This window comes from Photorhabdus sp. RM96S, assembly GCF_042879335.1.
GTDB classification, from domain to species: domain Bacteria; phylum Pseudomonadota; class Gammaproteobacteria; order Enterobacterales; family Enterobacteriaceae; genus Photorhabdus; species Photorhabdus kayaii.
Genome location: NZ_JBHFKT010000001.1, coordinates 124,580 through 147,734 on the forward strand (window position 1 = coordinate 124,580; position 23,155 = coordinate 147,734).

The 23,155-nt window shown below is 42.5% G+C and carries 29 protein-coding genes; 23 read left to right on the plus strand and 6 right to left on the minus strand.

What is annotated here, in order from left to right; genetic code table 11:
- Positions 1–2: 2 nt before the first annotated feature.
- From sctR to sctN, 5 genes are read right to left on the minus strand one after another with little or no spacing between them, the layout of a single operon-like run.
- A complete protein-coding gene (gene sctR / locus ACGF49_RS00650) occupies positions 3–656 on the minus strand; it encodes a type III secretion system export apparatus subunit SctR (RefSeq protein WP_112879032.1) in 654 nt (217 codons plus the stop codon).
- The gene (gene sctQ, locus ACGF49_RS00655) at positions 653–1,582 is read right to left on the minus strand and encodes a type III secretion system cytoplasmic ring protein SctQ (protein ID WP_271859326.1); all 930 of its coding nucleotides are present in this window, start codon (positions 1,580–1,582) and stop codon (positions 653–655) included. The genes sctR and sctQ overlap by 4 nt, the downstream gene beginning before the upstream one ends.
- Positions 1,579–2,757: a type III secretion system needle length determinant gene (locus ACGF49_RS00660; RefSeq protein WP_387488884.1), complete on the minus strand. Its 1,179-nt coding sequence runs from the start codon at positions 2,755–2,757 to the stop codon at positions 1,579–1,581. Before ACGF49_RS00660 ends, sctQ begins: the two co-directional genes overlap by 4 nt.
- 11 nt (positions 2,758–2,768) lie before the next feature.
- The gene (locus ACGF49_RS00665; RefSeq protein ID WP_113040885.1) at positions 2,769–3,230 is read right to left on the minus strand and encodes a type III secretion protein; all 462 of its coding nucleotides are present in this window, start codon (positions 3,228–3,230) and stop codon (positions 2,769–2,771) included.
- Complete coding sequence (gene sctN, locus ACGF49_RS00670; protein ID WP_112879036.1) at positions 3,230–4,552, minus strand: type III secretion system ATPase SctN; 1,323 nt, start codon at positions 4,550–4,552, stop codon at positions 3,230–3,232. The genes ACGF49_RS00665 and sctN overlap by 1 nt, the downstream gene beginning before the upstream one ends.
- Positions 4,553–4,857: 305 nt before the next feature.
- On the opposite strand from sctN, the gene sctW reads away from it, so the two are divergent.
- The 20 genes from sctW (at position 4,858) to ACGF49_RS00770 (ending at position 17,987) form a co-directional block, all read left to right on the plus strand.
- Positions 4,858–5,730, plus strand: coding sequence for a type III secretion system gatekeeper subunit SctW (gene sctW / locus ACGF49_RS00675; protein WP_113040886.1), 873 nt, complete (start codon positions 4,858–4,860; stop codon positions 5,728–5,730).
- Positions 5,711–5,998, plus strand: coding sequence for a TyeA family type III secretion system gatekeeper subunit (locus ACGF49_RS00680; RefSeq protein ID WP_113040887.1), 288 nt, complete (start codon positions 5,711–5,713; stop codon positions 5,996–5,998). The genes sctW and ACGF49_RS00680 overlap by 20 nt, the downstream gene beginning before the upstream one ends.
- Positions 5,995–6,366 (plus strand): type III secretion chaperone SycN, encoded by a 372-nt coding sequence (gene sycN / locus ACGF49_RS00685; RefSeq protein WP_113040888.1) that lies wholly within the window; start codon positions 5,995–5,997, stop codon positions 6,364–6,366. The genes ACGF49_RS00680 and sycN overlap by 4 nt, the downstream gene beginning before the upstream one ends.
- The gene (gene sctX / locus ACGF49_RS00690) at positions 6,363–6,728 is read left to right on the plus strand and encodes a YscX family type III secretion system protein SctX (protein ID WP_112879040.1); all 366 of its coding nucleotides are present in this window, start codon (positions 6,363–6,365) and stop codon (positions 6,726–6,728) included. Before sycN ends, sctX begins: the two co-directional genes overlap by 4 nt.
- 2 nt (positions 6,729–6,730) lie before the next feature.
- Entirely contained in the window at positions 6,731–7,060 is a 330-nt protein-coding gene (gene sctY / locus ACGF49_RS00695) for a type III secretion system chaperone SctY (RefSeq protein WP_112894985.1), read from the plus strand.
- A gap of 47 nt (positions 7,061–7,107) precedes the next feature.
- Positions 7,108–9,174, plus strand: a complete 2,067-nt coding sequence (sctV, locus tag ACGF49_RS00700) for a type III secretion system export apparatus subunit SctV (protein WP_228901050.1) — start codon at positions 7,108–7,110, stop codon at positions 9,172–9,174.
- Positions 9,171–9,605: an LcrR family type III secretion system chaperone gene (locus ACGF49_RS00705; protein ID WP_112894986.1), complete on the plus strand. Its 435-nt coding sequence runs from the start codon at positions 9,171–9,173 to the stop codon at positions 9,603–9,605. Before sctV ends, ACGF49_RS00705 begins: the two co-directional genes overlap by 4 nt.
- Before the next feature lie 40 nt (positions 9,606–9,645).
- Entirely contained in the window at positions 9,646–9,924 is a 279-nt protein-coding gene (locus ACGF49_RS00710) for an LcrG family type III secretion system chaperone (protein WP_113040889.1), read from the plus strand.
- Between the two features lie 18 nt (positions 9,925–9,942).
- Positions 9,943–10,860 (plus strand): virulence-associated V antigen, encoded by a 918-nt coding sequence (locus tag ACGF49_RS00715; RefSeq protein ID WP_113040956.1) that lies wholly within the window; start codon positions 9,943–9,945, stop codon positions 10,858–10,860.
- Between the two features lie 9 nt (positions 10,861–10,869).
- The gene (locus ACGF49_RS00720) at positions 10,870–11,376 is read left to right on the plus strand and encodes a SycD/LcrH family type III secretion system chaperone (RefSeq protein WP_036809084.1); all 507 of its coding nucleotides are present in this window, start codon (positions 10,870–10,872) and stop codon (positions 11,374–11,376) included.
- Positions 11,360–12,538: a type III secretion system translocon subunit SctE gene (gene sctE, locus ACGF49_RS00725; protein WP_113040890.1), complete on the plus strand. Its 1,179-nt coding sequence runs from the start codon at positions 11,360–11,362 to the stop codon at positions 12,536–12,538. Before ACGF49_RS00720 ends, sctE begins: the two co-directional genes overlap by 17 nt.
- An 11-nt stretch (positions 12,539–12,549) precedes the next feature.
- Positions 12,550–13,434 carry a YopD family type III secretion system translocon subunit gene (locus ACGF49_RS00730; RefSeq protein WP_387488893.1) on the plus strand — a complete coding sequence of 295 codons (885 nt, stop codon included), beginning with the start codon at positions 12,550–12,552 and terminating at the stop codon, positions 13,432–13,434.
- Between the two features lie 19 nt (positions 13,435–13,453).
- Positions 13,454–13,822 carry a hypothetical protein gene (locus ACGF49_RS00735; RefSeq protein ID WP_113040892.1) on the plus strand — a complete coding sequence of 123 codons (369 nt, stop codon included), beginning with the start codon at positions 13,454–13,456 and terminating at the stop codon, positions 13,820–13,822.
- A complete protein-coding gene (locus ACGF49_RS00740) occupies positions 13,813–14,256 on the plus strand; it encodes a type III secretion system chaperone (protein ID WP_112894993.1) in 444 nt (147 codons plus the stop codon). Before ACGF49_RS00735 ends, ACGF49_RS00740 begins: the two co-directional genes overlap by 10 nt.
- On the plus strand, positions 14,253–14,486 hold the full coding sequence (locus tag ACGF49_RS00745) for a T3SS regulon translocated regulator ExsE family protein (RefSeq protein WP_112879050.1): 234 nt from the start codon (positions 14,253–14,255) through the stop codon (positions 14,484–14,486). Before ACGF49_RS00740 ends, ACGF49_RS00745 begins: the two co-directional genes overlap by 4 nt.
- Positions 14,483–14,872 carry a YscW family type III secretion system pilotin gene (locus ACGF49_RS00750; RefSeq protein WP_113040893.1) on the plus strand — a complete coding sequence of 130 codons (390 nt, stop codon included), beginning with the start codon at positions 14,483–14,485 and terminating at the stop codon, positions 14,870–14,872. The genes ACGF49_RS00745 and ACGF49_RS00750 overlap by 4 nt, the downstream gene beginning before the upstream one ends.
- Positions 14,873–15,529: 657 nt before the next feature.
- Positions 15,530–16,519, plus strand: a complete 990-nt coding sequence (locus ACGF49_RS00755) for a glycosyltransferase (RefSeq protein ID WP_113040894.1) — start codon at positions 15,530–15,532, stop codon at positions 16,517–16,519.
- Positions 16,520–16,790: 271 nt separating this feature from the next.
- On the plus strand, positions 16,791–17,117 hold the full coding sequence (locus ACGF49_RS00760) for a phage holin, lambda family (RefSeq protein WP_112894998.1): 327 nt from the start codon (positions 16,791–16,793) through the stop codon (positions 17,115–17,117).
- 9 nt (positions 17,118–17,126) lie between these two features.
- A complete protein-coding gene (locus ACGF49_RS00765) occupies positions 17,127–17,528 on the plus strand; it encodes a structural protein (RefSeq protein ID WP_113040760.1) in 402 nt (133 codons plus the stop codon).
- A 9-nt stretch (positions 17,529–17,537) separates the two neighbouring features.
- The gene (locus ACGF49_RS00770) at positions 17,538–17,987 is read left to right on the plus strand and encodes a lysis protein (RefSeq protein ID WP_113040895.1); all 450 of its coding nucleotides are present in this window, start codon (positions 17,538–17,540) and stop codon (positions 17,985–17,987) included.
- Between the two features lie 88 nt (positions 17,988–18,075).
- Here ACGF49_RS00770 and ACGF49_RS00775 read toward each other — a convergent pair whose 3' ends face one another.
- A complete protein-coding gene (locus ACGF49_RS00775) occupies positions 18,076–18,471 on the minus strand; it encodes a VOC family protein (RefSeq protein WP_228903073.1) in 396 nt (131 codons plus the stop codon).
- Between the two features lie 676 nt (positions 18,472–19,147).
- Between ACGF49_RS00775 and ACGF49_RS00780 the strand changes: the two genes are divergently transcribed.
- The 3 genes from ACGF49_RS00780 to ACGF49_RS00790 all read left to right on the plus strand — a co-directional run bounded on the left by ACGF49_RS00780 (position 19,148) and on the right by ACGF49_RS00790 (position 23,065).
- Entirely contained in the window at positions 19,148–20,293 is a 1,146-nt protein-coding gene (locus tag ACGF49_RS00780; protein ID WP_387488901.1) for a polysaccharide export protein, read from the plus strand.
- Positions 20,293–20,721, plus strand: a complete 429-nt coding sequence (locus ACGF49_RS00785; RefSeq protein WP_112879068.1) for a protein tyrosine phosphatase — start codon at positions 20,293–20,295, stop codon at positions 20,719–20,721. The genes ACGF49_RS00780 and ACGF49_RS00785 overlap by 1 nt, the downstream gene beginning before the upstream one ends.
- A gap of 196 nt (positions 20,722–20,917) precedes the next feature.
- The gene (locus tag ACGF49_RS00790) at positions 20,918–23,065 is read left to right on the plus strand and encodes a polysaccharide biosynthesis tyrosine autokinase (RefSeq protein WP_387488903.1); all 2,148 of its coding nucleotides are present in this window, start codon (positions 20,918–20,920) and stop codon (positions 23,063–23,065) included.
- Positions 23,066–23,155 lie beyond the last annotated feature (90 nt).

A 23,155-nucleotide genomic window follows, 5' to 3' on the forward strand; every position in this document is an offset into this window, starting at 1 on the left:
GTTCAATCTCCATAACTGATAACAAGGCCGTGTGTCAGGCGTGTCCAGCCATCAAGCAGGACAAATAACAGTAGTTTGAAAGGAAGTGAGATAGTCATTGGAGAAACCATCATCATCCCCATTGCCAGCAGAATGTTAGAAATAATGAGATCGATTGCAATAAATGGTAGATAAAGAAGAAACCCAATTTCAAAAGCTCGGGTTAATTCACTGACGGTAAAGGCAGGTAACAGTATCAATAGGCTGTCTGGTTCTAGCCGATCTGCATACTGGCTTGGCCAAATTTGTCGGGTACTATCGATAAAGAAAGTGCGTTCACTGGGTTTAATATGTTGTTTGAGAAAATTCCGGTAAGGTGTCAGGCCCTCTTCCACAAATTTATCTACTGATTGCGCATTGCTGAATGAAACTTCATTTTGACGCAGGTAATCTTGAGTGGCGAAACCCACTGGAGCCATCACATAGATAGTAAGGATAATTGCCAATCCGTACATAGCCATGTTGGGTGGGATCTGTTGTACGCCCAATGCGTTACGCAGTAAGGAAAACACCACAGACAGTTTGAGAAAAGAGGTCGCCATCACGGCAATAAAGGGAAGCAGAGCTAGCAAGGCCAGACCGATGATGAGATCCAATTCGTTTGGTAGCTGGATCATGGTTGCTTCTCCACGGAGAGATGTTCAACTCTTACTCCCAGACGCCCTTCAATATCCACCAATCGCCCTGAACCTAGGCATTTCTGATTGACGAGAATACGTACCTCACCATCTGAAGGAACACCAAGATCGAGTAATGAGCCGGGTTGCAGGCTGGTGAGTGTCTGTAGATCTAGAGTCTGACGGCCCACTTCGAAACTGACATGAACCTCCAGTTCGTTTAAGTCTGTTACTGGCAGAGCGTTGTCAGAACTATCAGGAGAGGGTGTGTGCATAGTGATTAACTCCAATTTATGGTCATGGGATTTAAAGTAGGCCCAAGGGCGTCCTTCCAGATACGCTAATAAAGGGTCATCTGGTTGTTGCTGTGGGGGCAGTAGCAGCACATCCCCTGATTCCAGAGTACGAAACACATCTAAAGTCAGGATTATTGCTCCCCATTGCAGAGAAAGTCGTAATGGAATAGGCAGGCATTCTCCAGGTTGACGTTCTGGCAATATGGCAATTAAGGGGGATGGCTCTGGTGACCAGAGCGGCAATGTGGCCCCTGGCCGTTCAAGGCGTAGTCGTAAGCAAGCTGACAAAGGACGTTCTGACGTGGTACTCAGTGCTGACCATGACAAAGTGGGTAGCACTTTGCTTTGATATTCCAGTAGTGCCAACAGCAGATCTTGAGGGAGTGATGTGAGGTCTGCTTGTTGTAGATCAGGTGCGAGCCACAGCGCTAACTCGGCTGCATGGCAGTACAAGGAGAAGGTTTGTCCCTGCCAATGGGCGATCAGTTTCCTGTCTAACGTCTGAGGAGCAGAAATCACATCCAGCGAGAGAGAGTTATTATCCCAATTAAATTGTTGCTGGTGGCGACTCAGGGTCTGGTGCAGCGTTAATTCTTCCAATGAAACTTTGGATAAGGTCAGGCTATTCATGCATCTTTTTTCCATTCTTCATATACGCTGCGACGTTGACGTGATCCATGTTCATTATCCGTTTGAGACGGAAGGGAGAGTTCAACAGTTTGTGTTGGGTAAAGAAGTTGTAGACGTTCAATCAGTTCAAAGCGTGCCTGTTTCAGGAGTTGTTGAGCGGCCGGATTCGCTAAAATCTCTATTTGAAGTTTGCCATGCTCGCTGGTGAGTTGGATCTCAAGTGCTCCCAGGCTAGGAAGTGTCAGATGTAATGTCGCCGGACGTTGCTGTTGGGTTAGTTCGATACTGATCTCTACACTCAGTTTGTCGATTAACGCTTCCAAAAGGGGAGATATGGTTGAAGTTGCTTGCATCGTGGCGAGGATGCGCTCCCCCGGCAAGAGCTGCGTTTGTGGGAAGAAAGGTGTTTTCCCGTCTGATCCACCAGAGTAAGAGGATTGAGAGTCGGACTCTTTTGGCTTTAATACCAACAAATGGGATGTTTCGATTTCATCCAGTGTCTTTCCTTCCGCAGGGCTGATTTCGTTGGCATGGCGGGCAGGTATAGGTAAAGTCGGGTCTGTTTGTTGGTGAGGAATGGCACCGTGTTGTGTGTCTGGCTGAGATGGGGATCGGCCAGGTATTGTCTGCATCATTGCATGATGTGCCAGTTCATCGTTTACGTCTTGCTGAACAGGCATCATTGTTGTGTCAGGATGAGAAGTTACCGTGATATCAACCGGTTTTAGGCCGGAATCAGTTAAGGTGTTCAGGTTTGACTGACGTGTTGGGACTTCGGGTGCTGACAGAGATTCCCTTATCTCGTTAGCGATCTCATTAAGGCGATGAGCGAGGGCCGATAAGTTTTTTTTCTGATTTTGAAGTGGTGCAGGCATGTCATGGCCTGTCAATGGTAAGGTTTGCTTGCGCGGATCATCAATTGCCGGTTGGGGAGAGTCGAATAGTGGAAGCTCCTCATCTGAGTCATGTGTGGCATGTTGATCCGCTGGTTTATTGTTTGTCGTCGTATTGGTTAACGGTTGTTCCGTCCGCCGTGTGGTTGACTGACGCGTGTTGGCGGCATGAGAGGTGATAGCTTGCTCGAAACGGCGTTGCAAATCTGCGTCTGCTTCTGCGGGAGACGATGTTGGGAGGGAGGATACATCTTTTTTGCCGATAGCTGTCAGTGGGTTCATACTCTTCTGTTTTACACTCTTTCCTGGCGATGGAACTCTTCTTGTTCCAGCTCTTCCTGGTATTCACCTTGGACTCGGATCGCCTCTTGTTGCTGACGACCCAATTCATTAAATTTTTCTTGCTGCTGGCGTGCGTGGTGCAGAACACGTTGACACTCTTTTAATTGGCGGAGTTCCAGCTCCACTTTTTCAGTCATTTCAGCCACTTGCTTTTCCAATTGCGCTTCATTTTCGCGTAACAGGGCAACTTGTTGTTGCCAGCGTTCAAGACCTTTGCGGTCAATAGGTTGGCCCTGACACAATTCAAAAAGCCGTTGTTCTTCTTCTATTCGCCATTGACAGTAATCTTGCAAGGTTTGCAAAGCCTGCTGATGGTGTTGACGGGCCGTTTGCAGTTTCATTTGTTGCAAGGAAAAATGTTTTTCAGCGCGTTCGACTCGCAAGGTCTTTATACGTTGTAAACGGCCAATCATTATTTTGTTATCTGCTGTAATTGAGCTAAGGTTTGCGGTAAATCACTTGGCTCATGGGTGCCTTGGCGTAACCAGCTACGTATTGCTTCAATGTGCGCAATGGCATTGTCAGCAACGGGATCTTGCCCTTTTTGGTACTCTCCAATCTGCAACAAAAGCTCAACTTCTTCATATTTAGCTAGCCATTTGCGCAACAGGCCGGCCTGAGCCTGATGTTCAGGAGTGATAATTTGATTCATCACCCTGCTAGCGGAACGTAACACATCGATAGCTGGATAGTGGTTAGCCGCCGCCAGTTTGCGTGACAAAATAATGTGACCATCAAGGATAGAGCGGGTCTCGTCTGCGACAGGCTCTGTCATGTCGTCGCCTTCCACCAAAACGGTATAGAGGGCGGTAATCGAACCTTTGTCGGATTGACCAGCACGTTCCATTAGCCGTGGCAAAGCGGCGAACACTGACGGGGGATAACCACGTCGGGTTGGCGGCTCACCGGCAGCTAAACCTATTTCTCGTTGCGCTCGGGCGAAACGGGTCACGGAATCCATTAGCAGGAGCACACGCTTACCTTGATCACGAAAATATTCAGCGATTGATGTAGCAACAAATCCTGCTTTAGCCCGCTCCATTGCCGGGCGGTCTGAGGTCGCTACCACCAGCACTGAGCGTTTTAGGCCCTCTTCACCAAGATCCGATTCGATAAATTCCCGCACTTCACGGCCACGTTCACCGATGAGCGCCAGCACGGTAACATCAACTTCGGCGCTACGAATCAACGTAGATAACAGCGTACTTTTTCCGCCGCCAGCGGCAGCAAAAATCCCCATACGTTGACCTTCGCCGCAAGTGAGTAAGCCATCAATAGCGCGTACGCCGAGAGAGAGCGGGTGCTCAATCCGTTTACGACTCATAGGGGCCGGAGCATCTCGGTAAACCGGATACCAGGCTTGTGGCTCCGGTAATTGACCGCCGGAAAATGGATTACCTAGCCCATCAAGGACTTGTCCTAACAGGTAGTCCCCCACGCCAACTTGATGCATGGCTCCGGTTGGACTCACTTCGGTATTTGAAGAGATACCAAACATCTCGCCAAGAGGTGTTAACAAGGCTTGATGTTGTTGGAATCCAATCACCTCCGCCAAAAGCGACAGTGTGTTGTCAGGATTGCGTAAGTGACAAAGTTCACCTATCCGTACACCAGGAATAACGGCTTTAAGTAGTGTACCCGTGACCTGAGTAACCCTGCCGCGAATCTGAATTAGCCGGCATTCATTAATGGCGTGGCGCATTTTGCCGGGAATATGGTCTAGGGAAAGCTTCATGATCGTTTATATAACCTCTGCTATAAATACTATAAAGAAGGGGAGGAGGAAGGGATTGCAACCTGAGTCGGGAGTTTTTAGAAAATGGTTGGAGTTTACCTGGCTGTTCTCTGCTTTATCGGTAAGATTTCCTATTTTATTCACAGTGTGTTGCTCATGTTTTATGAGTCTTATATCAGAACAATGGGGCTATTCCTTGAGTTATGGCGGTTTTTGCTAAAAATTCACGACTGATTTTGGCATAGGCACAGGAGCGGTATCTTTATAATTTGTTCATTATTAACTCTGATATGACAAGGTAGACTATGGATATTATCCAGAATCATCTTCATTCGGTAACTTTATCAGAACTGGGTGCTGGGGTTACCGCACAACAGGAACAAGCTAAGGTAGGTCAGTTTCAGGGAGAGAAAGTTGTGCTGGTATCAGCATCCCAGTCTTTTGCTGATGCGGCCGAAGAGATGACTTTTGCATTTTCGGAACGCAAGGATATGCCACTCTCCAAACGTAAAGTTAGTGATGGACATGCCAGGGTGCGAGAAATTGAGGCACTGGTGGGTGAATATTTGCAGAAGGTGCCAGATTTAGAGCGTCAGCAAAAGGTCAAGGCATTAATCTCCCACTTAAATAATGCTCAACTGACTAATATTGCTCAGTTACAGGCTTATCTGGAAAGTTTCTCTGGAGAGGTGAGTGAGCAATTCTATGCGCTAAGTCAGGCGCGTGATGCGCTGGCAGGCAGGCCAGAGGCACATGCCATATTGACATTGGTTGAACAGGAGTTGTCACGCTTAGCGCGAGAGCAAGGAATTGCTATCGAGTTGGGGGCCCGCATTACGCCTGATGCCACGACAGCAGCTAAAAATGGGGTTGGCAACTTGCAAGCGTTGCGCAACATCTATCGTGATGCAGTGATGGATTATCAAGGGTTGTCGGCTGCCTGGCGGGATATTCAATCCAATTTCAAGAGTAGTTCCCTGATGGAAGTAACAGGATTCATCATGAAAGCGTTGAGTGCTGATCTGGACAGCCAACAGCGGCAACTTGATCCTATTAAGTTGGAACGTGTGATGAGTGACATGCATAAACTCCGTTTGCTTAACAGTTTATCGGTTCAGGTTGAACAGTTATGGAAAAGCGTGGTAGAGGGGGAAAGTCATGGCATACGGGCCTTCTGACCTTATGGGGGATGTCGTTTCTCTGGTTGAGAAACGTTGGGCCAATGTGCGAGATGTTGAAATACTCGGTCATGCTTTGGGATTGCAGGATAACCAAACTCAAATTCATTTCTACCGGGAATTGAAGCGATTGATTCGTTTGATTCCGGTGGAAGTGTTCAGTGATGAAGAGCAGCGCCAAAACCTGCTTAATGCTTGTCAGCTGGCGCTGGATACAGCAATTGAGAGAGAAGAAGACGAATTGTGGTCGGGAGAGGGAGCATCATGAACTGGATAGAGCCACAGTTGCTCCAGTTTTGTCAGGATTTGGGTATGGAGATGTCTGATGCTTCTAGCCCCTTGATCCAAATCGATTTTGAGTATTCTGGTACGTTGCAAATTGAGCGCTATGGTGGCGCATTAACACTTTGGCTGGCCCGTGAAATTCCCTGGCATCAGGGAAAAGAGGTCATGGTGAAAGCGATGCTACTCACTTTCAGTGGTCAGGGGCCCGAGCTGCCCTTGCGTTGTGGCTGGCTGGGAGAAGATCGTCTGTTATTGTTTATGACATTAGATGAACGACATATAACGTTGCCCTTGCTGCATCAGGCATTTCGCTCTTTGCTAAGAGTACAGCGTGAGGTGCTCGCTTCGTGAGCAAAATCGCTGCTGCCCATATAGGAATTGAGCAACTAACGGCGATCAGTCGGGAAGAGATAGAGGTTAGTTTACCTGATCGCTACGCGCTATTGCCCGATGGTCAATCCGTTGAGACACACGCCGCACGTCTTTATCCGGCCAACAAGGCAGATCAGGCTTTGTTGGCTTTTGCCTGCCCGCAAGATGGGTTTCACTCTCTGTTGCGTCCACATGATTTTCGTCAGGCGGTTAGTGGTCTGCGTACAATTTTGCAACAAGGTAATGACATCAGGGTACAGCATGCTGTCTCCCTGTTGGAAAAAATGAATCAAGATGAACAGTTGTTGCAGATGGCTCTGCACCTGTTGCACAAGGTATGACCATGACTCTCAGTGCTAAACAGCAGAGCGCTCTGTTGCTGCTCGGCTGGCTTCAACTTCAATACGGTCATCCTGACCGAGCTCGTATTTTATTGGATGCATTACTGGCTTTGCATCCTGAACATCAGGAAGGGCGTCGCGCCTTGGTGGTTTCATTACTTAAATTGCAAGAGGGGAGTATGGCAAAAGAACATTGCACTCTCTTACAAGAGCAGGGTGAACAAAGCGCCGCCCTCTGGCTTTGTGTTAGCCGTGCTTGTCAACAGGAAGGGAACCTGGAAGAAGCACGCAGTGCTTATCAGCGTTATCTCGCTCAAGGGGCCCTATTGTGAACCGTGGGTTTGAGTTATTGCGTCTGATTGGCGAGCGTAAAGACATCATGTTGGCAGTATTGTTGCTAGCCGTGGTCTTCATGATGGTTTTGCCGCTTCCGCCTGTCCTACTTGACATTTTGATCGCCATTAATATGACCATCTCTGTTGTGCTCATGATGATGGCGGTCTATATCAATTCCCCTTTACAGTTTTCCGCTTTTCCTGCGGTCTTGCTAGTGACCACGCTGTTTCGTTTGGCGCTTTCCGTCAGTACCACCCGGATGATCCTCCTGCAAGCAGATGCCGGTAAAATAGTCTACACCTTTGGTAATTTCGTTGTCGGTGGCAACCTGATAGTCGGGATAGTGATCTTTCTGATTATCACCATTGTACAATTTATCGTCATAACCAAAGGTTCGGAGCGCGTAGCTGAGGTTAGTGCTCGTTTTTCCCTTGATGCCATGCCGGGTAAGCAGATGAGTATCGACGGAGATATGCGTGCCGGCGTTATTGACGTCAATGAAGCCAGGGAGAGGCGTAGCATTATCGAAAAAGAGAGCCAGATGTTTGGTTCGATGGATGGTGCGATGAAATTTGTTAAGGGTGATGCGATTGCGAGTCTCCTCATCATCTTTGTCAACATTTTGGGTGGGATAACTATAGGCGTCACCCAAAAAGGGATGTCTGTGTCCGATGCATTGCAGCTCTACGCCATTTTGACCGTTGGTGATGGTATGGTCTCTCAGGTTCCTGCCCTGTTGATTGCGATTACGGCAGGCATCATTGTTACCCGAGTTTCATCAGAAGACGCCTCTGATCTAGGTAGTGAGATTGGTGATCAGGTCGTTGCTCAACCAAAGGCACTATTAATTGGCGGTGTTTTATTGGTGGTATTTGGCCTTATTCCTGGATTCCCTACATTAACTTTCTTAATTCTTGCACTGGTGGTGGCGGGTGGCGGTTATTTGCTGTTCCAGCGCCAGCGACAAGTCAACGCCAGCCAACAAGCGGATCTTCCTAGACTGTTAGCCCAAGGGGCAGGCGCACCGGCGGCCAAATCTAAACCCAAGAGCGGCAGTAAGGCCAAAGCTGGAAAACTGAGTGAGAAAGAGGAATTTGCTATGACGGTTCCTTTACTTATTGATGTGGATGCGGGATTACAGGCTGAGCTGGAAGCTATTTCACTGAATGATGAATTAATACGGGTACGACGCGCCCTCTATTTGGATTTGGGCGTACCATTTCCGGGTATTCACTTACGTTTTAATGAAGGGATGAAGCAAGGGGAATACCTGATCCAGCTACAAGAGGTACCTGTTGCCCGTGGTCGGCTGCGTTCAGCGCATTTACTGGTGCAGGAACCGGTCAGTCAGTTGGAACTATTAGCTATCCCTTACGAAGAAGGGGAACCTCTATTACCTAATCAGCCTACCTTGTGGGTAGCTGAAGCACATCAGGAACGTTTGGCGAAATCCGGGCTAGCGGTTTTATCCATGTCTCAGGTGATCACTTGGCATTTGTCACATGTGTTGCGGGAGTATGCCGAAGATTTTATTGGCGTGCAGGAAACCCGTTATCTTCTAGAACAGATGGAAGGCAGTTATGGGGAATTGGTCAAGGAGGCCATGCGCATAATCCCATTGCAACGGATGACCGAGATACTGCAACGGTTGGTAGGCGAGGACATCTCTATTCGTAATACACGTACGATTCTCGAAGCTATGGTGGTATGGGGGCAGAAAGAAAAAGATGTGGTGCAATTAACGGAATATATTCGCAGTAGTCTCAAGCGTTACATCTGTTACAAGTATGCTAATGGCAACAATATCTTGCCCGCTTATCTGTTGGATCAACAGGTAGAGGAACAAATTCGAGGAGGTATTCGCCAAACGAGCGCGGGTAGCTACTTGGCGCTGGACCCGGCAGTGACGCAAAGTTTCCTCGAACAGATGAAGAAAACAGTGGGCGATTTAACGCAAATGCAGAATAAGCCAGTGTTGATCGTATCAATGGATATTCGTCGCTATGTCCGTAAGTTAATTGAAGGTGATCACCACGGTTTGCCTGTGCTCTCGTATCAAGAGTTGACTCAACAGATCAACATCCAACCGCTTGGTAGGGTGTGTCTATGAACCGTGATCCGCTTACCCCTTGGTTTGAGGAGCAAGGTTATTCAGTACAGCCTCACTGTATGGGGAATAGTCCAATCCCTCTTGGCTGGCGTGTATGGTATGAAGGTTGTGAAATTGCCTGGCGTTATGATGCACCGCGAGTTTGGATCGTGATGTTACGCCGTACCCGGCAGCGTCGAGGGCTTGCTAATCCATTTGCGCCTCTTTATCTGTTGGCAACAGCAACGATGGCCGTACTTGGGCCGGGTAGCCGGCTTTATGGTCAAGTTAATACTTTGGTTGACTCTCCTCTTAATGATGAACGTTTGGCCCGGTTTTACCATCGCTGGACAGGCGCAAGTGAGGTTGCGGCTGGCTGGTTCGAGTTAGAAGCCAGTTGCGTTATATCGCTACATCAAATGAGAAAACAACAAAAAAAAGTCCAACGTTGACAGGAAGAATCAATATCTCTCTTTATTATAGGAGTCATGGATGCAAGAGGAACCCAACGCCAAGGTACTGCAAGCTGCTGAGGCAGCCATTGAGGACAGTGATCACAGACTGCAACTATTGCAGGAGATGTGGCAGTCTCTTGGCATCAACCCAAGTGTAGGTACAGAACTGTTTGGTCATGCTGACGTTACTTTGGTTCAGAATGCTGAGCAAGAGTTGCTGACAGAAGTTAATCGCTTACGAAGCAACCAACTACCCTCTCTGGAAGAGGGAAAGCGTCTTCGTCGCCCACCTCGTATGCGTGGCATTATTGTATAAGGAGTTTGAAGGTTGAAGGTGGAAATTAGGCCATATCAAAATGACCCACAGCTTTTCTTGGCAGATCTGGAAGGGGTTTCGCTAGAGCAATTACAAGGTTCTAAATCTTCGAAGCTTGATGAATTGGTTAATCTTATTTTTGATAAGGGGATCAAGATTACATCTGATTCTGATGTTGTCACTGAAAATAAGGAGCTCCTGAAAAAACTGATTGCCTATTTTCTGCCAGCGAACGCTATTGTCGAAAATGGTCATTTCGATAGCCAAATAAAGAATGGTATTGAGAATCTTAAATCCTTCTTGAATAGCCCGACATTAAAAACTGATTGGACATTAAGGGATTTTCTGGCTGCGGTTCATTTTAATTTAACGCCGGATCGTCTTGATGATGATGTAATCGATATTTTTGTTTCTGTTATGTCAGGTCATGATAAAAAACGACTTGAGTTGCGTGATGAACTGGCTACATTGACCGCAGAGTTAAAGATTTACAGTGTTATTCAATCGGAGATTAATGCGAAATTAGCAGCTAATGTGACGCTTAATATTACTGATGGCTCCTTCAATTTGTTGGACCATAAGAAATATGGTTTTAGTGATCAGGCTGCTTTTGAGAAAAGTGCTGAATATAAACTGTTAAGGAAGATATCTTCTGACTCTAAAATCTCTATTAAGAAATTCTTAGAAAGTTCCGATAAGCAAAGTGGCGCTATGACAGGTCTGGCAGATTCATATGAATATAATAAGGAAAATAATCGATTAGCCAACTTCTCTACTTCGGTTAATGATCGTGTAAATCCACTAAACAATATTGTCCAGGAAAAAACAACACGTTTAAATGAGGCTAGTTCCCGTTATAACGCGGCTATTGAGGCGTTAAACCGTTTTATTCAAAAATATGACAGCATCATGCGCAATATTCTCGGCGCAATTTAAGGAATGATTATGGAGCATCAAGAAACATCAACGACTTCTGACCAATATGCACAAGAGCTGGAATCTTTTCTTCATGATGGTGGCACTCTTGCCATGTTGAAGGATATTTCTAGTGATACGTTGGAGCAACTTTACTCATTAGCGTTCAACCAGTATCAGTCAGGCAAATGGCAGGATGCACATAAGATATTCCAGGCTTTGTGTATGTTGGATCACTATGATTCTCGGTTCTTCCTTGGATTGGGTGCATGCCGACAGGCAATGGGGCAACTGGAGCAGGCAATTCAAAGCTATAGCTACGGAGCAATGCTTGATATTAATGAGCCCCGTTTTCCATTTCATGCTGCCGAATGTCTCCTGCAATTAGGAGAACTCGATGGGGCTGAGAGTGGCTTCTACTCGGCCCAACAACTTGCGGCAGCTTTGCCGGAACAGGCCGCTTTGGCTGCCAGTTCCAGTGCAATGTTAGAAGCTATTACAATAAAAAGGACTCAGGAAAATGGTTCAAGTCAGTGAATCTAAAGTTCCTCAATCGAGGGTCAACAGTTTTCAGGTTGATGAAATCCGCGCAACTATACCTCCTAAAAGCGAGGAGCACGTCACGCCTAGTCAGGCGGGTAATTTGCTGTCTTCTGATGCCGCTAGGTCACGAGGAGTATCATTGCCAGCACCATTGGTGGTGGTGAATATTCACCCTAACCGAGAAGAAATGGCAAGGATTAAATCGGTTACGCAGGAGGCTAAGCAGGCAGTGGGACTGATAAAAGAGCTGACAGCAAAGCTGACAGAAACTTCGTTGTTGTCCTCTCTGGTATTGTCCTCATCTGAGGCAATAGAGATTGAATTGGGCAAATTGACCAGCGAGCTTAAGAGTAATCAGACTGATCTCAAAATCCAAGATATCCAGCGAGCACGTCAACAAAGCTTGCAGAAAATGGATGAGAACCAGCAGAAGATTAAAGAAGCTGAAAATTCTGCTAAAGAGGCGCAGAAATCTGGATTGTTTTCTAAGATCTTTGGCTGGATCAGTGCAATTGCTTCAATTGTGGTCGGAGTAATTATGGTTGCTACCGGTGTTGGTGCGGTAGCAGGGGGTTTGCTGATTGCCGGAGGGGTAATGGGTGCAGTCTCTCAGGGACTACAACAAGCAGCTCAAGATGGTTTAATCAGCAAGGAAACCATGAAATGGCTAGGGCCGGTCATAACCGCGATTGAGATTACGATGGCGGTGGCAGCGGCGGCGGTCAGTTTCGGTGGTTCGGCCGCCGGTTTGATAGCGAAAATGGGCGCTAAAATGGGCAGTAAAGTGGCTGATATGACAGCTAAGATGGCAGTAAAGGCAGCGGAGCTTTCTGCAAAAGCCGCCGGTACAGCAACTAATACTTTGTCCCGTGGTGTGAAAGTCGGTATGCAGGTAAGTGACATGACGGTGGATCTTGCTAATGGTGCTGCTCAAACTACCAATGCGGCCTTCCAGAGTAAAGCGGCTAACCGACAAGCTGATGTACAGCTCTCGCGGAGCGAATTGACCGTATTTCAGGCTGTTATGGACAGGCTCAAAGAGGAGTTGTCCCAAATGGTAGAGTCTTTCCAACATGTGATGGAAATGATTTTCCAGATGCTCAATGCCAGGGGCGACATGATAAATAACCTTGCCCGCCGACCACAGGAAATTTAGGGAATAAAAAGATGAGAATTAATGATAACGTCAGTAGTCAAGGGGTGACTTCCAGTCATGGTGTTGAAGTTGGAACTGACAACTTTGTGTCGACACCGACAGCACATGAAGCTGCTATTCAACAGCCGGAAAAAATGAGGTTCACGGATAAGGTTGAATTGATTGTACCGAAACAGGGCCTCGATCCCAGTCGCTTAGGAAATGTCGGACAAGAATTAAATAACACGCTGGATATGATGTCGCTGCTTTTTGAGATTGCAAAGAGGATGCGTGAACTGGGTATTTTACAGCGTGACACTGAGAATAAAGCGTCCATCGATGCTCAGAAATCACAAGTGGATGAAATGCGGCATGGCGCCAAATTGATGATTGCTATGGCAGTGGTTTCAGGCTTAATGACGGTTGGTTCAGGGCTGGTAGGTAGTTTTTCTTCCGTTAAAAACAGTCAAGCGGTTAAGCAGCAGAAGACGTTGGAAAGTAATATTGCTGGTCGTAACGAATTAATCGATCTTAAATTGCAACAGCTAGGTAAGAATAGCGATGCGGATCGCGCTGTGGTTGGTAAAGTATGGGCCAAAGATCAGCTTTCTGATGAGAGCACTTTGAAATCTCTTACTTTGGTTTTTGAAAGTCGTAACAGCAAGCAGCAGTTCTTAACTTCAGTGATGAAATCTTTAGAGAGTATGTCCAATAATTCCGTGCAGGTAGAACAGGGGCTTTCTCAGGCTAAAGCCAAGGAACATGAAGTGGATTCATCTATTTCTCAACATGAAAAACAGAAGAGTGAAGATCAGATTTCATTGGATAACAATTTCATGAGAGATGTTTTGCAATTAATACAGCAGCTTTATCAGAACCATGTTCAGGCATGGCGTGCGGCGACTGGCGTGGTGTAATGCTGGCGGAGTAGACCCGTTGAATAATAAGCGTGGGCGCACCGAAAGGTGCGCTCTTATTGATGGATACCGTTATTTGATCTCGTTTTTAAAATCTACTCATACCGTCAAAGGTGCAGAAAAACGAAAATATCCAATTAAGATTTCAGTTCTTAACAAGCAGAATGTGTTAAGGAAAAAAAGCATCTTCCTATGCTCCGGTGTTTGGTTTTTGATAATCACTGGGGTGACCTTTTTATTAAAAGAATTGGCCTTGAGTGACAGAGGTCCAAAAGGCGATGGTAGTAAACTGAGTCCCTTTTCTGCGGGGGTAACCCGTTTGTTTGACTACTCGGTAATTCAAGTTGGTCTGATTGCCTTCTCTAGCAGGAGTAACCCATGGATGTGATAGCCATCGTCAATCAAGTTTTGGCTGAATTTGCTGCTAAATTTGGCTTGCCGCACCTAGCTTTAAATCATGAAGGTGTGGCTGCTCTCTGTTTTGATGAGCACCTTCACCTCTCTTTGATCTTAATTCCTGAACGTGACCAGCTCGTTTTACAGATAGATGTTGCTGACATCACTGTGGTCGGAGAGGGGATTTTCCGCCAATTAGCCAGCTTTAATCGTCATTGGTATCAGTTTGATCTTCACTTTGGTTTTGATGAGTCAACGCTGATGGTGCAGCTTTATCGGCAAATGTCAGCAAGTCGGCTGAATCAGGCTGTTTTTGAAGAGAGCCTTTCAAGTATGTTGGATCATGCTGAATTTTGGCAGGAATTATTGCAAGCTCAACTTCCGATTGGCTCTCAACAGAACGAATCTTTGGGAATGCGAGTATGAAAATTGAGAATTCGTTACCCATTCATTTAACAAATGTGCCCCATGAAAATGATAGCCTTTGTTGTGGTCGTCGGGTTACGTCAGGGTATATACCACAAAACGTTCATGAGCCGCTTTCTGCGGTGCTGAGTAGAGGTCTTGTCATGGGGCTTGAACATGAGACAACATTACAGCGTTTGTTGGATGGGCAGCATACTCCGTTGTCACAACGTAGGATCAGCCTAACATGACCAAGATAGGGTTGGTCATGTTGTGTTTGCTGATTACCGGTTGTGTTAGTGAGGCTGTTGAGCATGAAGCATCACGTCTGATTGAGGGCGATGTGACCATGCAGACCTCTCTACCCAGAACGGCAAACGTTGAGGTGTCATTGTTGACGGTGGTTGAAGGAAAAGTGTTGACAGTGGGTGAGATGAATTATCGTTTGGACATGCTACCCATCACTTTTTCTATGCGTTTGAGTCCGCAGTTTTCTCATGGTGAGTTATTCTTAAGAACTCGTCTACGTTGGGATGAGAAACGGGCAGTGCAGGCGAAAAGCCAACAACGCGTCGTTGCAGGAAAAAGAATTGTAGTGCAATTGTCTCCCTTGCCATGTTATCCAGAATGCCTATGAGTTTTAAATATTTTTGCATTAATAAATAAGGGATAATATTGTCTTTTAAATTTTTAAATGCTATTTAAATTACATGGAATTATACCTAATAATTTCATGTAATATTTTATTGTTCGGTATAAAATAATATATTTTCAATGTTAAATATCTATAGGATAATACATTAACATTTGAATCTCTCATTTTACAATTAGTTGAATAGTTCCTCTTCTGTTATTTCCTTCTATTTCTTATTCTTGATTATATTTTACTTTTTTACCCTCAAAGTATTTAACTGTATTTTTAATATAGGTTACATAAGCCATTTTAAATTAATATCACTTTTAATTGTTTTAATTGTTTTAATTGTTTTAATTGTTTTAATTGTTTTAATTGTTTTAATTTTATCTGCTACATTTGCCGATTTATTTAAACTGTTCCAATAGATTTTTTATACTGTTTCTATCTTTACAAGAAATAGTAATACCTAAATTCCCAGTGCATCCTTCTATCATTATCATACTTAATGATTTACTGTTTTGGTGGAAATTTTCAATCCCATCTATAACTGATGCTCAAAATATTGTATGGTCTGTGAATAGCAATGGGAAAAGGTGCATTTTTATTATGAAAATGGTGTTTTTATCAAAAATAACTAACTCATTAAAAGGATGATAGATGTTTCAGTTTGATATTACTATCATTATCCCTGTTTTTAATGATGAAAATAATATAATCTATTTGTTAGATTCAATTTCTTCGCAAGAAAATGTTAATTTTGAAGTCATTATTATTAATGATGGTTCAACAGATAACAGCTTAGAAGTCATTAAAGAATATGAAAAAAGAGATAATAGAATACGGATACTTAATCAAGAAAATCGTGGTGTTTCAATAGCTAGAAATTACGGCATAAAATATGCGAGAGGGGAGTGGGTTTTATTTGTTGATAGTGATGATTGGCTGAAACCACAAATATTAAGAAAATGGCTTGATCAAGCTATTGAACAGAGATTAGATGTGTTAATTGGCAATGGAGTCAGTTTTACAGAAGATCCATTCTCACAAGGGAATAGAAGAATAACACGTAGACAACCTTATGGCAGAGTGTTAACGGGTAAAGAGTGGATAAAATATTGTGTTGAGTGTAGAGAATGGCCACATTTTGTTTGGTTACAACTTATTAAAAAAGAATTAATTATAAATAACCAACTGAGTTTTATGGAAAATATCTTTCATGAAGATATCTTATGGACAATTAATTTGTCACTTATAGCGAATCGAATCGGCTTTTGTGAGGAGCAATTGTATTGTTATCGACATAATTTGCAATCAATAACTCGCTCAAGAGAAAGTAAAAAATTATATTATCGAGCTGATAGCTATATTACCGTGGTTAATTCAATTATTAAAATCTCAAAAGAAATTAAAGGTGAAAGGTCGTTAAAAAGATCTCTTAGTCGTCATGCAATACGAGAGGTTGGTAGTTTTTTTATTTTGTACAGAAAAAAGATACACGATCCATCCTTAAAGAAATTGCTTGCTAAACGTTTTATTGACCAAATTGGCTTGAGAGATTTATTACCAGGTGTGCATAATTACCATGAACTATGGTTTATTATACGTTGTAATTTAGTCTTAATATTAAGGAGGTTCATGGATGAGTGACTATAACTCTATATGATAAAGAAGTAACTTGAAAGATAACGGGTATATTTATCTGTTAATTATTATCATTCCCTTACACATAATGATACACCAGCAGAGTTTGTTGATGAGCTTGGTATTATATTAAATGTAAGTAATCACCTTATAAAATTTAAGGCTGCACTATGTGTGGCCTTTTCTTATTCTACTGATTTCGCAGTATTCCTATTAACTCAAATTTAAGGCTACACGGCAGCCTATGGATTCCCATTTATGTGAGTGGGTGTGAAGGATGAAATACATGGATAAACAGCCTGACATCTGGATGCAGCTATGGTTATGGCTGCTGTCAGTCAAAGAACAAGGTATAGGTGCGGCGCTGGCTGCCGCAATGGCTTATCTCAGAGGTCGATATAACGGTGGTAAATTCTGGACGACAATTATGGATTCTATTATGTGTGCCATGATTGCTTGGTTTATCCGTGATGTGTTGAATTTTTTTGGTATGAGCACGGATTTGGCTTACATCAGCAGTGTCATTATTGGTTATCTGGGCACCGACTATTTTGGTCAGATCTTAAGAAAAGTTGTTAATAACAAAACAGGTAATAAACAATAGGAGTGAATTATGAGCAGAGGTATTCGAAATAATAACCCAGGTAATATTCGTTGGGGTGATGACTGGCAAGGCTTGATCCCTGCATCACAGCGTACTGATAAATCTTTCTGTCAGTTTGTCAGTCCTGAATATGGTCTTCGGGCGATGATTAAAATTTTGCATAATTACAATCGGAAATATGGCCTTAAAACAGTGAAAGGGATCATTTCACGATGGGCCCCCACTAATGAAAATAATACTGATACCTATATTAACCACGTATGTAAAGACACGGGAGTGACTGGCGATCAGGTTGTTGATGTATTTAATAAAGTATTTATGACAGAGCTTATTAAGTCCATTATTACCATGGAAAATGGTAGTCAACCTTATAGCAATGAGGTCATTGATAAAGCATTTTCACTTTTGTAGAGCGATATTATGAAGTTTAACTCTCGTGGTTATACTGCTATTGCTCTGGCGCTTGCCTCGCTTCTGGCTTATCACTATTACGGTAAGTATACCAAACAGCTTGATACGACAGTTAAGCTACAGAGTGAGTTGCTGGAGCAGCAGAATGAAATCGTTAATCAGCAGGAGAGGATAAGGCTCCTGTCTGAACTGGATAATCAGCATACAAAGGAACTTGCTAATGCCAAATCTGAAATTGATGTTCTGCGCAATGATGTTGCCGCTGGTCATCGCCGGTTGCGCATCGCGGCCACCTGTCATCAAGGCCAAACCGGCTCCTCCGGCAGCGTGGGCCATGCAGCCACCCCACGACTTAACCCGGCAACTGAACAAGATTATTTCGATCTCCGAAGAATGATTGTTGAAAATGAACAGCAAACGAAATACTTGCAAGAATATATCAAAACTCAGTGTCAATAGCTGAGTTTTGATAATGTTATTGCGTAATGTAAAACAACGTAGGTGTGGGTTGGTTATTAGGGCAAGTATGCTTAAGATCGATTAATAATCAAACAAGGAATACTGTGTTTTGTAATACAACCCGATAACCATCAATATCTTCAAATGTTTTACCTTCAATATCCCAATATGGGTTGTAAGAGGGGACTGCAATAAAGCCAGCGTTTTCCATTAATGATATCTGATCTAACCATTCTGAATGGTCTGGTATATAGAAGGCCAATAAATTGTCCTGTGTGGGGGATCTTCCTACTGTTGTGCCACGATGATGCGTAAATTCGAGATGCCAGAGATGATTTGGATGCCCTAGAATGATGCCATCAAAATTTTCATGATTTTCGAATTGCTCTAGGAGAATAAATCCTAAACCTCGGCAGTACATTTCAGCAACTTGAGTTAAATTGTCAGTTGGCCTGGCGATTCTTAGTATAGTAGATTTTTTCATGGTAATCCCAGTTGATAAAGTTTTTGTGGAATATGTCCAATTCTCAGATCTTCTACTGCTATATAAAACAACCGGTAATGGTAGTTGATAAACGTGAAAAGTACAAAGTGGTGATTTTTAAAGTTAAAACAATCTAAAAATATCCGATACTACCAAGCTATTATTTATAATATGACTAAATTTAGGGTTTTATAATTGGGGTTGTTTGATAAATTGATTGTTTGTTTTTTTATTTTTGTCACCATTTCAAGCACCAAAGTCGATGATATGAACACGGATTTGATGTAAGTAGGTATGTGTTTTCTGCACAATGTCATCGAGAGTATGTATTTGGTTTCGATAAATTCTGATAAATATCCTAACTATCCTTTATTTGATAGGTCTGTTCTTACTTTCTGTTTGTAATAATACCTTATAAAATATATTAAATAATAGAATAATTAATGAATTTACTACCTATTATTTAATGGTCTGAATTTTTCAAAGCTATTAAGTTGATTTCTATTGTTTTTACCAAGTGATATGACCAGTAGCCTGGAATCTTGCGGCTCTTAAGCAAAATCTTTATATTATATTATATCTTATTATATTATAATCTAGTTTTGTTAGGGAGATTATAATTAATACTATTTTCTGTATTCTTTTTTGTTTATTATTTTTTAAGGATAAATTTCTTATGAATATTAAGGAATTAATTATAGTTCTGGCATTGTTCGGTTCTATGCTATTAGGTGGTTGTACTGTTATACCTGGGAGTGGCCTTACTGTTTATAATAAAGAAATAATCAATGATGATGATAGTAACTATGATATTAATAATTTGGTAAATGTTTATCCGGTAACACCAAAATTAATTGAAAATTTACGAGTGAATTCTGCTATTGCTCGTCCTAATCCTGAATTAGATAAAGAATTACAACAGTATGAATACCGTATTGGTGTGGGGGATGTCATTATGGTTACTGTTTGGGATCATCCTGAATTGACAATACCGGCAGGACAATATCGTAGTGCTAGTGATACGGGTAACTGGGTGCATTCTGATGGGACGATTTTTTATCCCTATGTTGGTAAACTTCATGTGAAAGGAAAAACGGTCACTCAGGTGCGTACGATAATTACGGATAAGTTATCGAAGTATATCGAATCACCTCAAGTTGATGTCAATATTGCTGCTTTTCGTTCACAAAAAGCCTATGTAACAGGTGAAGTTGCCAGGTCTGCTCAACAACCTATCACTAACGTTCCTTTAACTATTATTGATGCGATTAACCATGCTGGCGGCTTAACCGAAAATGCTGACTGGAGGAGGATCATTTTGACTCATAAGGGAAAAGAAACGATTATTTCTCTTCAAGATTTGATGCAAAATGGTGATCTGAAGCAAAATCGTCTGCTCTATTCTGGCGATATCTTATACATTCCTCGTAATGATGATTTGAAAGTGTTTGTTATGGGGGAAGTCAGAAAACAAACCACTCTACGTATGGATCGCAGTGGAATGACGTTGACCGAAGCATTGGGCAATGCTGAAGGTATAGATCAATTATCAAGTGATGCTAATGGCATCTTTGTTATCCGTTCGCTGCGTAATGTGCCTGATAATAAGGGGAAAATAGCCAATATTTATCAGCTCAATGCTAAGGATGCGACGGCGTTAGTCCTGGGAACTGAGTTTAATTTGCAACCTTATGATATTGTCTATGTTACTAGTGCGCCAGTCGTTCGCTGGAATCGGGTTATCAATCAGTTGGTGCCAACGATATCAAGCATTAATAGCCTGACTGAAACAACTAAATGGATTCGTAAGTGGCCGAATTAATGTTCAATTCTATTCTGATTGTTTGTGTGGGCAATATCTGTCGATCGCCAACAGGAGAGCGTTTATTGCGGCAACTATTTCCTCAGAAAGAGATTTATTCTGCGGGAATATCGGCTTTAATTGGTAAACCTGCAAATGAATTCTCAAGTAGGGTTGCGGCTAGACATGGATTATCCTTAGAAGGGCATATAGCACGCCAACTAACCAGTGAATTATGCCAGAAGTCAAGTTTGATCTTGGTTATGGAAAAAAAACATATTGAGGCTGTAAATAGGATAAATCTAGGGGCAAGGGGGAAAACAATGCTTTTAGGTCATTGGTTAAATGAAATGGTAATCCCCGATCCTTATAAGTCTGATATCGAGGTTTATGAATATGTGTATCAGTTATTATTTAATAGTGCTAATAGTTGGTTAGGGAAACTATAACTTATATACCCTATGGATTTCAAGATGCATCGCGACGGCAAGGGAACGAATCCCCGGGAGCATAGATAACTATGAGACCGGGGTGAGTGAGTGCAGCCAACAAAGAGGCAATTTGAAAGATGACGGGTATAAGTATTTTTATATTATGGGTTTGCTGTTCTTCATTACTTATCAATAAAGTAATTATAGGCTTTTTATGACTACATCAGATAAATCAAGTCACACTCATACGGATAGTGATGAAATTGATTTAGGCCGTCTTCTTAGTGCCTTATTCGATTATCGCTGGGTGATTGGTGGAATTACCCTATTGTTCACCGTTATTGGCCTTTGTTATTCCCTGATTGTGACTCCGATATACAAGGCAAATGCTTTATTGCAGGTTGAAAAGAGAAGTAGTGCATTGACTTTAATTGGCGACATGTCGGATATGTTTTCTGGGAAACCGTCAGATATATCGGCAGAATTGGAGTTATTAACTTCCCGAATGATATTAGGAAAGACAGTAAAGGAGCTAAATTTGGATGTTCAGGTTACAGCGGATTATTTTCCTGTGATAGGTAAGGGCATTGCCCGTCTTCGTGGTATACCAAAGCCTGATATTGTTATTAAACATTTTACAATATCACCTGAATATATTAATAAAGGGATAAAAATATATGTTGACAATGCAGAAAATTATCGGTTGTTTTTTGACGATCAGGTTTTCCACGGACAAGTGAACAAAGTATTTGATACCGATGGTATAAATTTGCTTATCTCAAATATTTCAGCTGCTCCAGGGCAAAGTTTCACGTTGGTTAAACGGGGACAATTGGGTGTTATTCGCGGGCTGCAACAAGCTTTGCGGGTAAAAGAAAAAGGTAATAATACCGGTATTATCTTGCTTGAAATAGAAGGTGATGATCGTGCAAGAATAAAATTGATACTGGATAGTATTGGTAAAAATTACTTGCAACAAAATGTGATAAGAAAGATGGAAGAGGCTGAAAGTAGCCTTAATTTCTTAAAAAATCATTTGCCTAAAGTTAAAATTGAGCTCAATCGTTCTGAAGAATTGCTTAATCAATATCGTCAAGCGAATGAATCTATCGATTTATCACTTGAAGCAAAATCGGCTCTGGAGACATTGGTCCAAATTGAGAAACAGATTAATGAATTGACTTTCAAAGAAGCTGAATTACAGCAGTTGTATACCAAACAACATCCCGCTTATGTTGCGTTGCTTGATAAACGTAAGACTTTGGTTGAGACCAAAAAGGGGCTGAATCAATCAATCAAACGGTTACCTAAAACACAGCAGGAAATTTTACGTTTGACCAGAGATGTTCAAGTTGACCAAGAAATTTATGTGCAGTTACTCAATAAACAGCAAGAGTTGAATATCGTGAAAGCGGGGACAGTGGGTAATGTGCGTATTATCGATGAAGCTATTGTAGAAAGCTCAGCGGTAAAACCGAAGAAGTTATTGATTATTGCATCGATGATGGTATTGGGATTTATATTGTCGGCTGGGTTGATTTGCATACGAGTCATGTTTCGTAAAGGCATCGAAAGCCCCGAACAATTGGAAGAAATCGGTGTTTCCGTTTACGCTACTATTCCACTATCTGAGACTCAGATCAAACTTGATCAACAACAGAAAAAGCAAACTCATTGTCAGAAATTGCGGTTATTAGCTATTCAAGATCCCACTGATTTAGCTATTGAAGCATTGCGTAGCCTTAGAACAACCTTGCATTTTTCAATAATGGAATCTGCAAACAAAATTATTCTTCTTTCAGGTTCTGCTCCTGAATTAGGAAAGTCTTTTATTTCAGTAAATCTTGCCGCTGTATTGGCATTAAGTAATAAACGCGTGCTTTTAATCGATGCAGATATGAGAAGAGGTCGTTTACATAAAATCTTGGAAAGTCCTCAATCTATGGGGCTTTCTGAATATTTGTCTGGTCAACATCAGTTAAAAGGGATTATTACCAGAACGTATCTTACTGAGCTTGATTTTGTCAATCGAGGTGCTATTCCGCCAAACCCGTCAGAATTACTTATGCATAATAGACTTAAAGAATTATTATCTTGGGCAGAAGAGCATTATGATTATGTCTTGGTAGATACTCCTCCTATTTTGGCTGTAACTGATGCTGCGATTGTTGGGAGATATGCAGGAACTTCATTGTTAATTGCACGTTATCATAAAACAAGGGTTAAAGAAGTTAATGTTACTATTCGCCGATTTAGGCAAAATGGCATTCATATTAAAGGTGTGTTGCTAAACGCGGTAGAGAATAAGTCTGGTCTCTATTATGATTCTAGCGGATATTATCAATACAGTTATAAGGTATAAGGTATAAGGATTGATCGCCTTTTCTCCGGCTTATGAGGCCGGAGAAATTTTATCAATGTGCTCTTATTTTCTTTCATATGTTTCTTAATA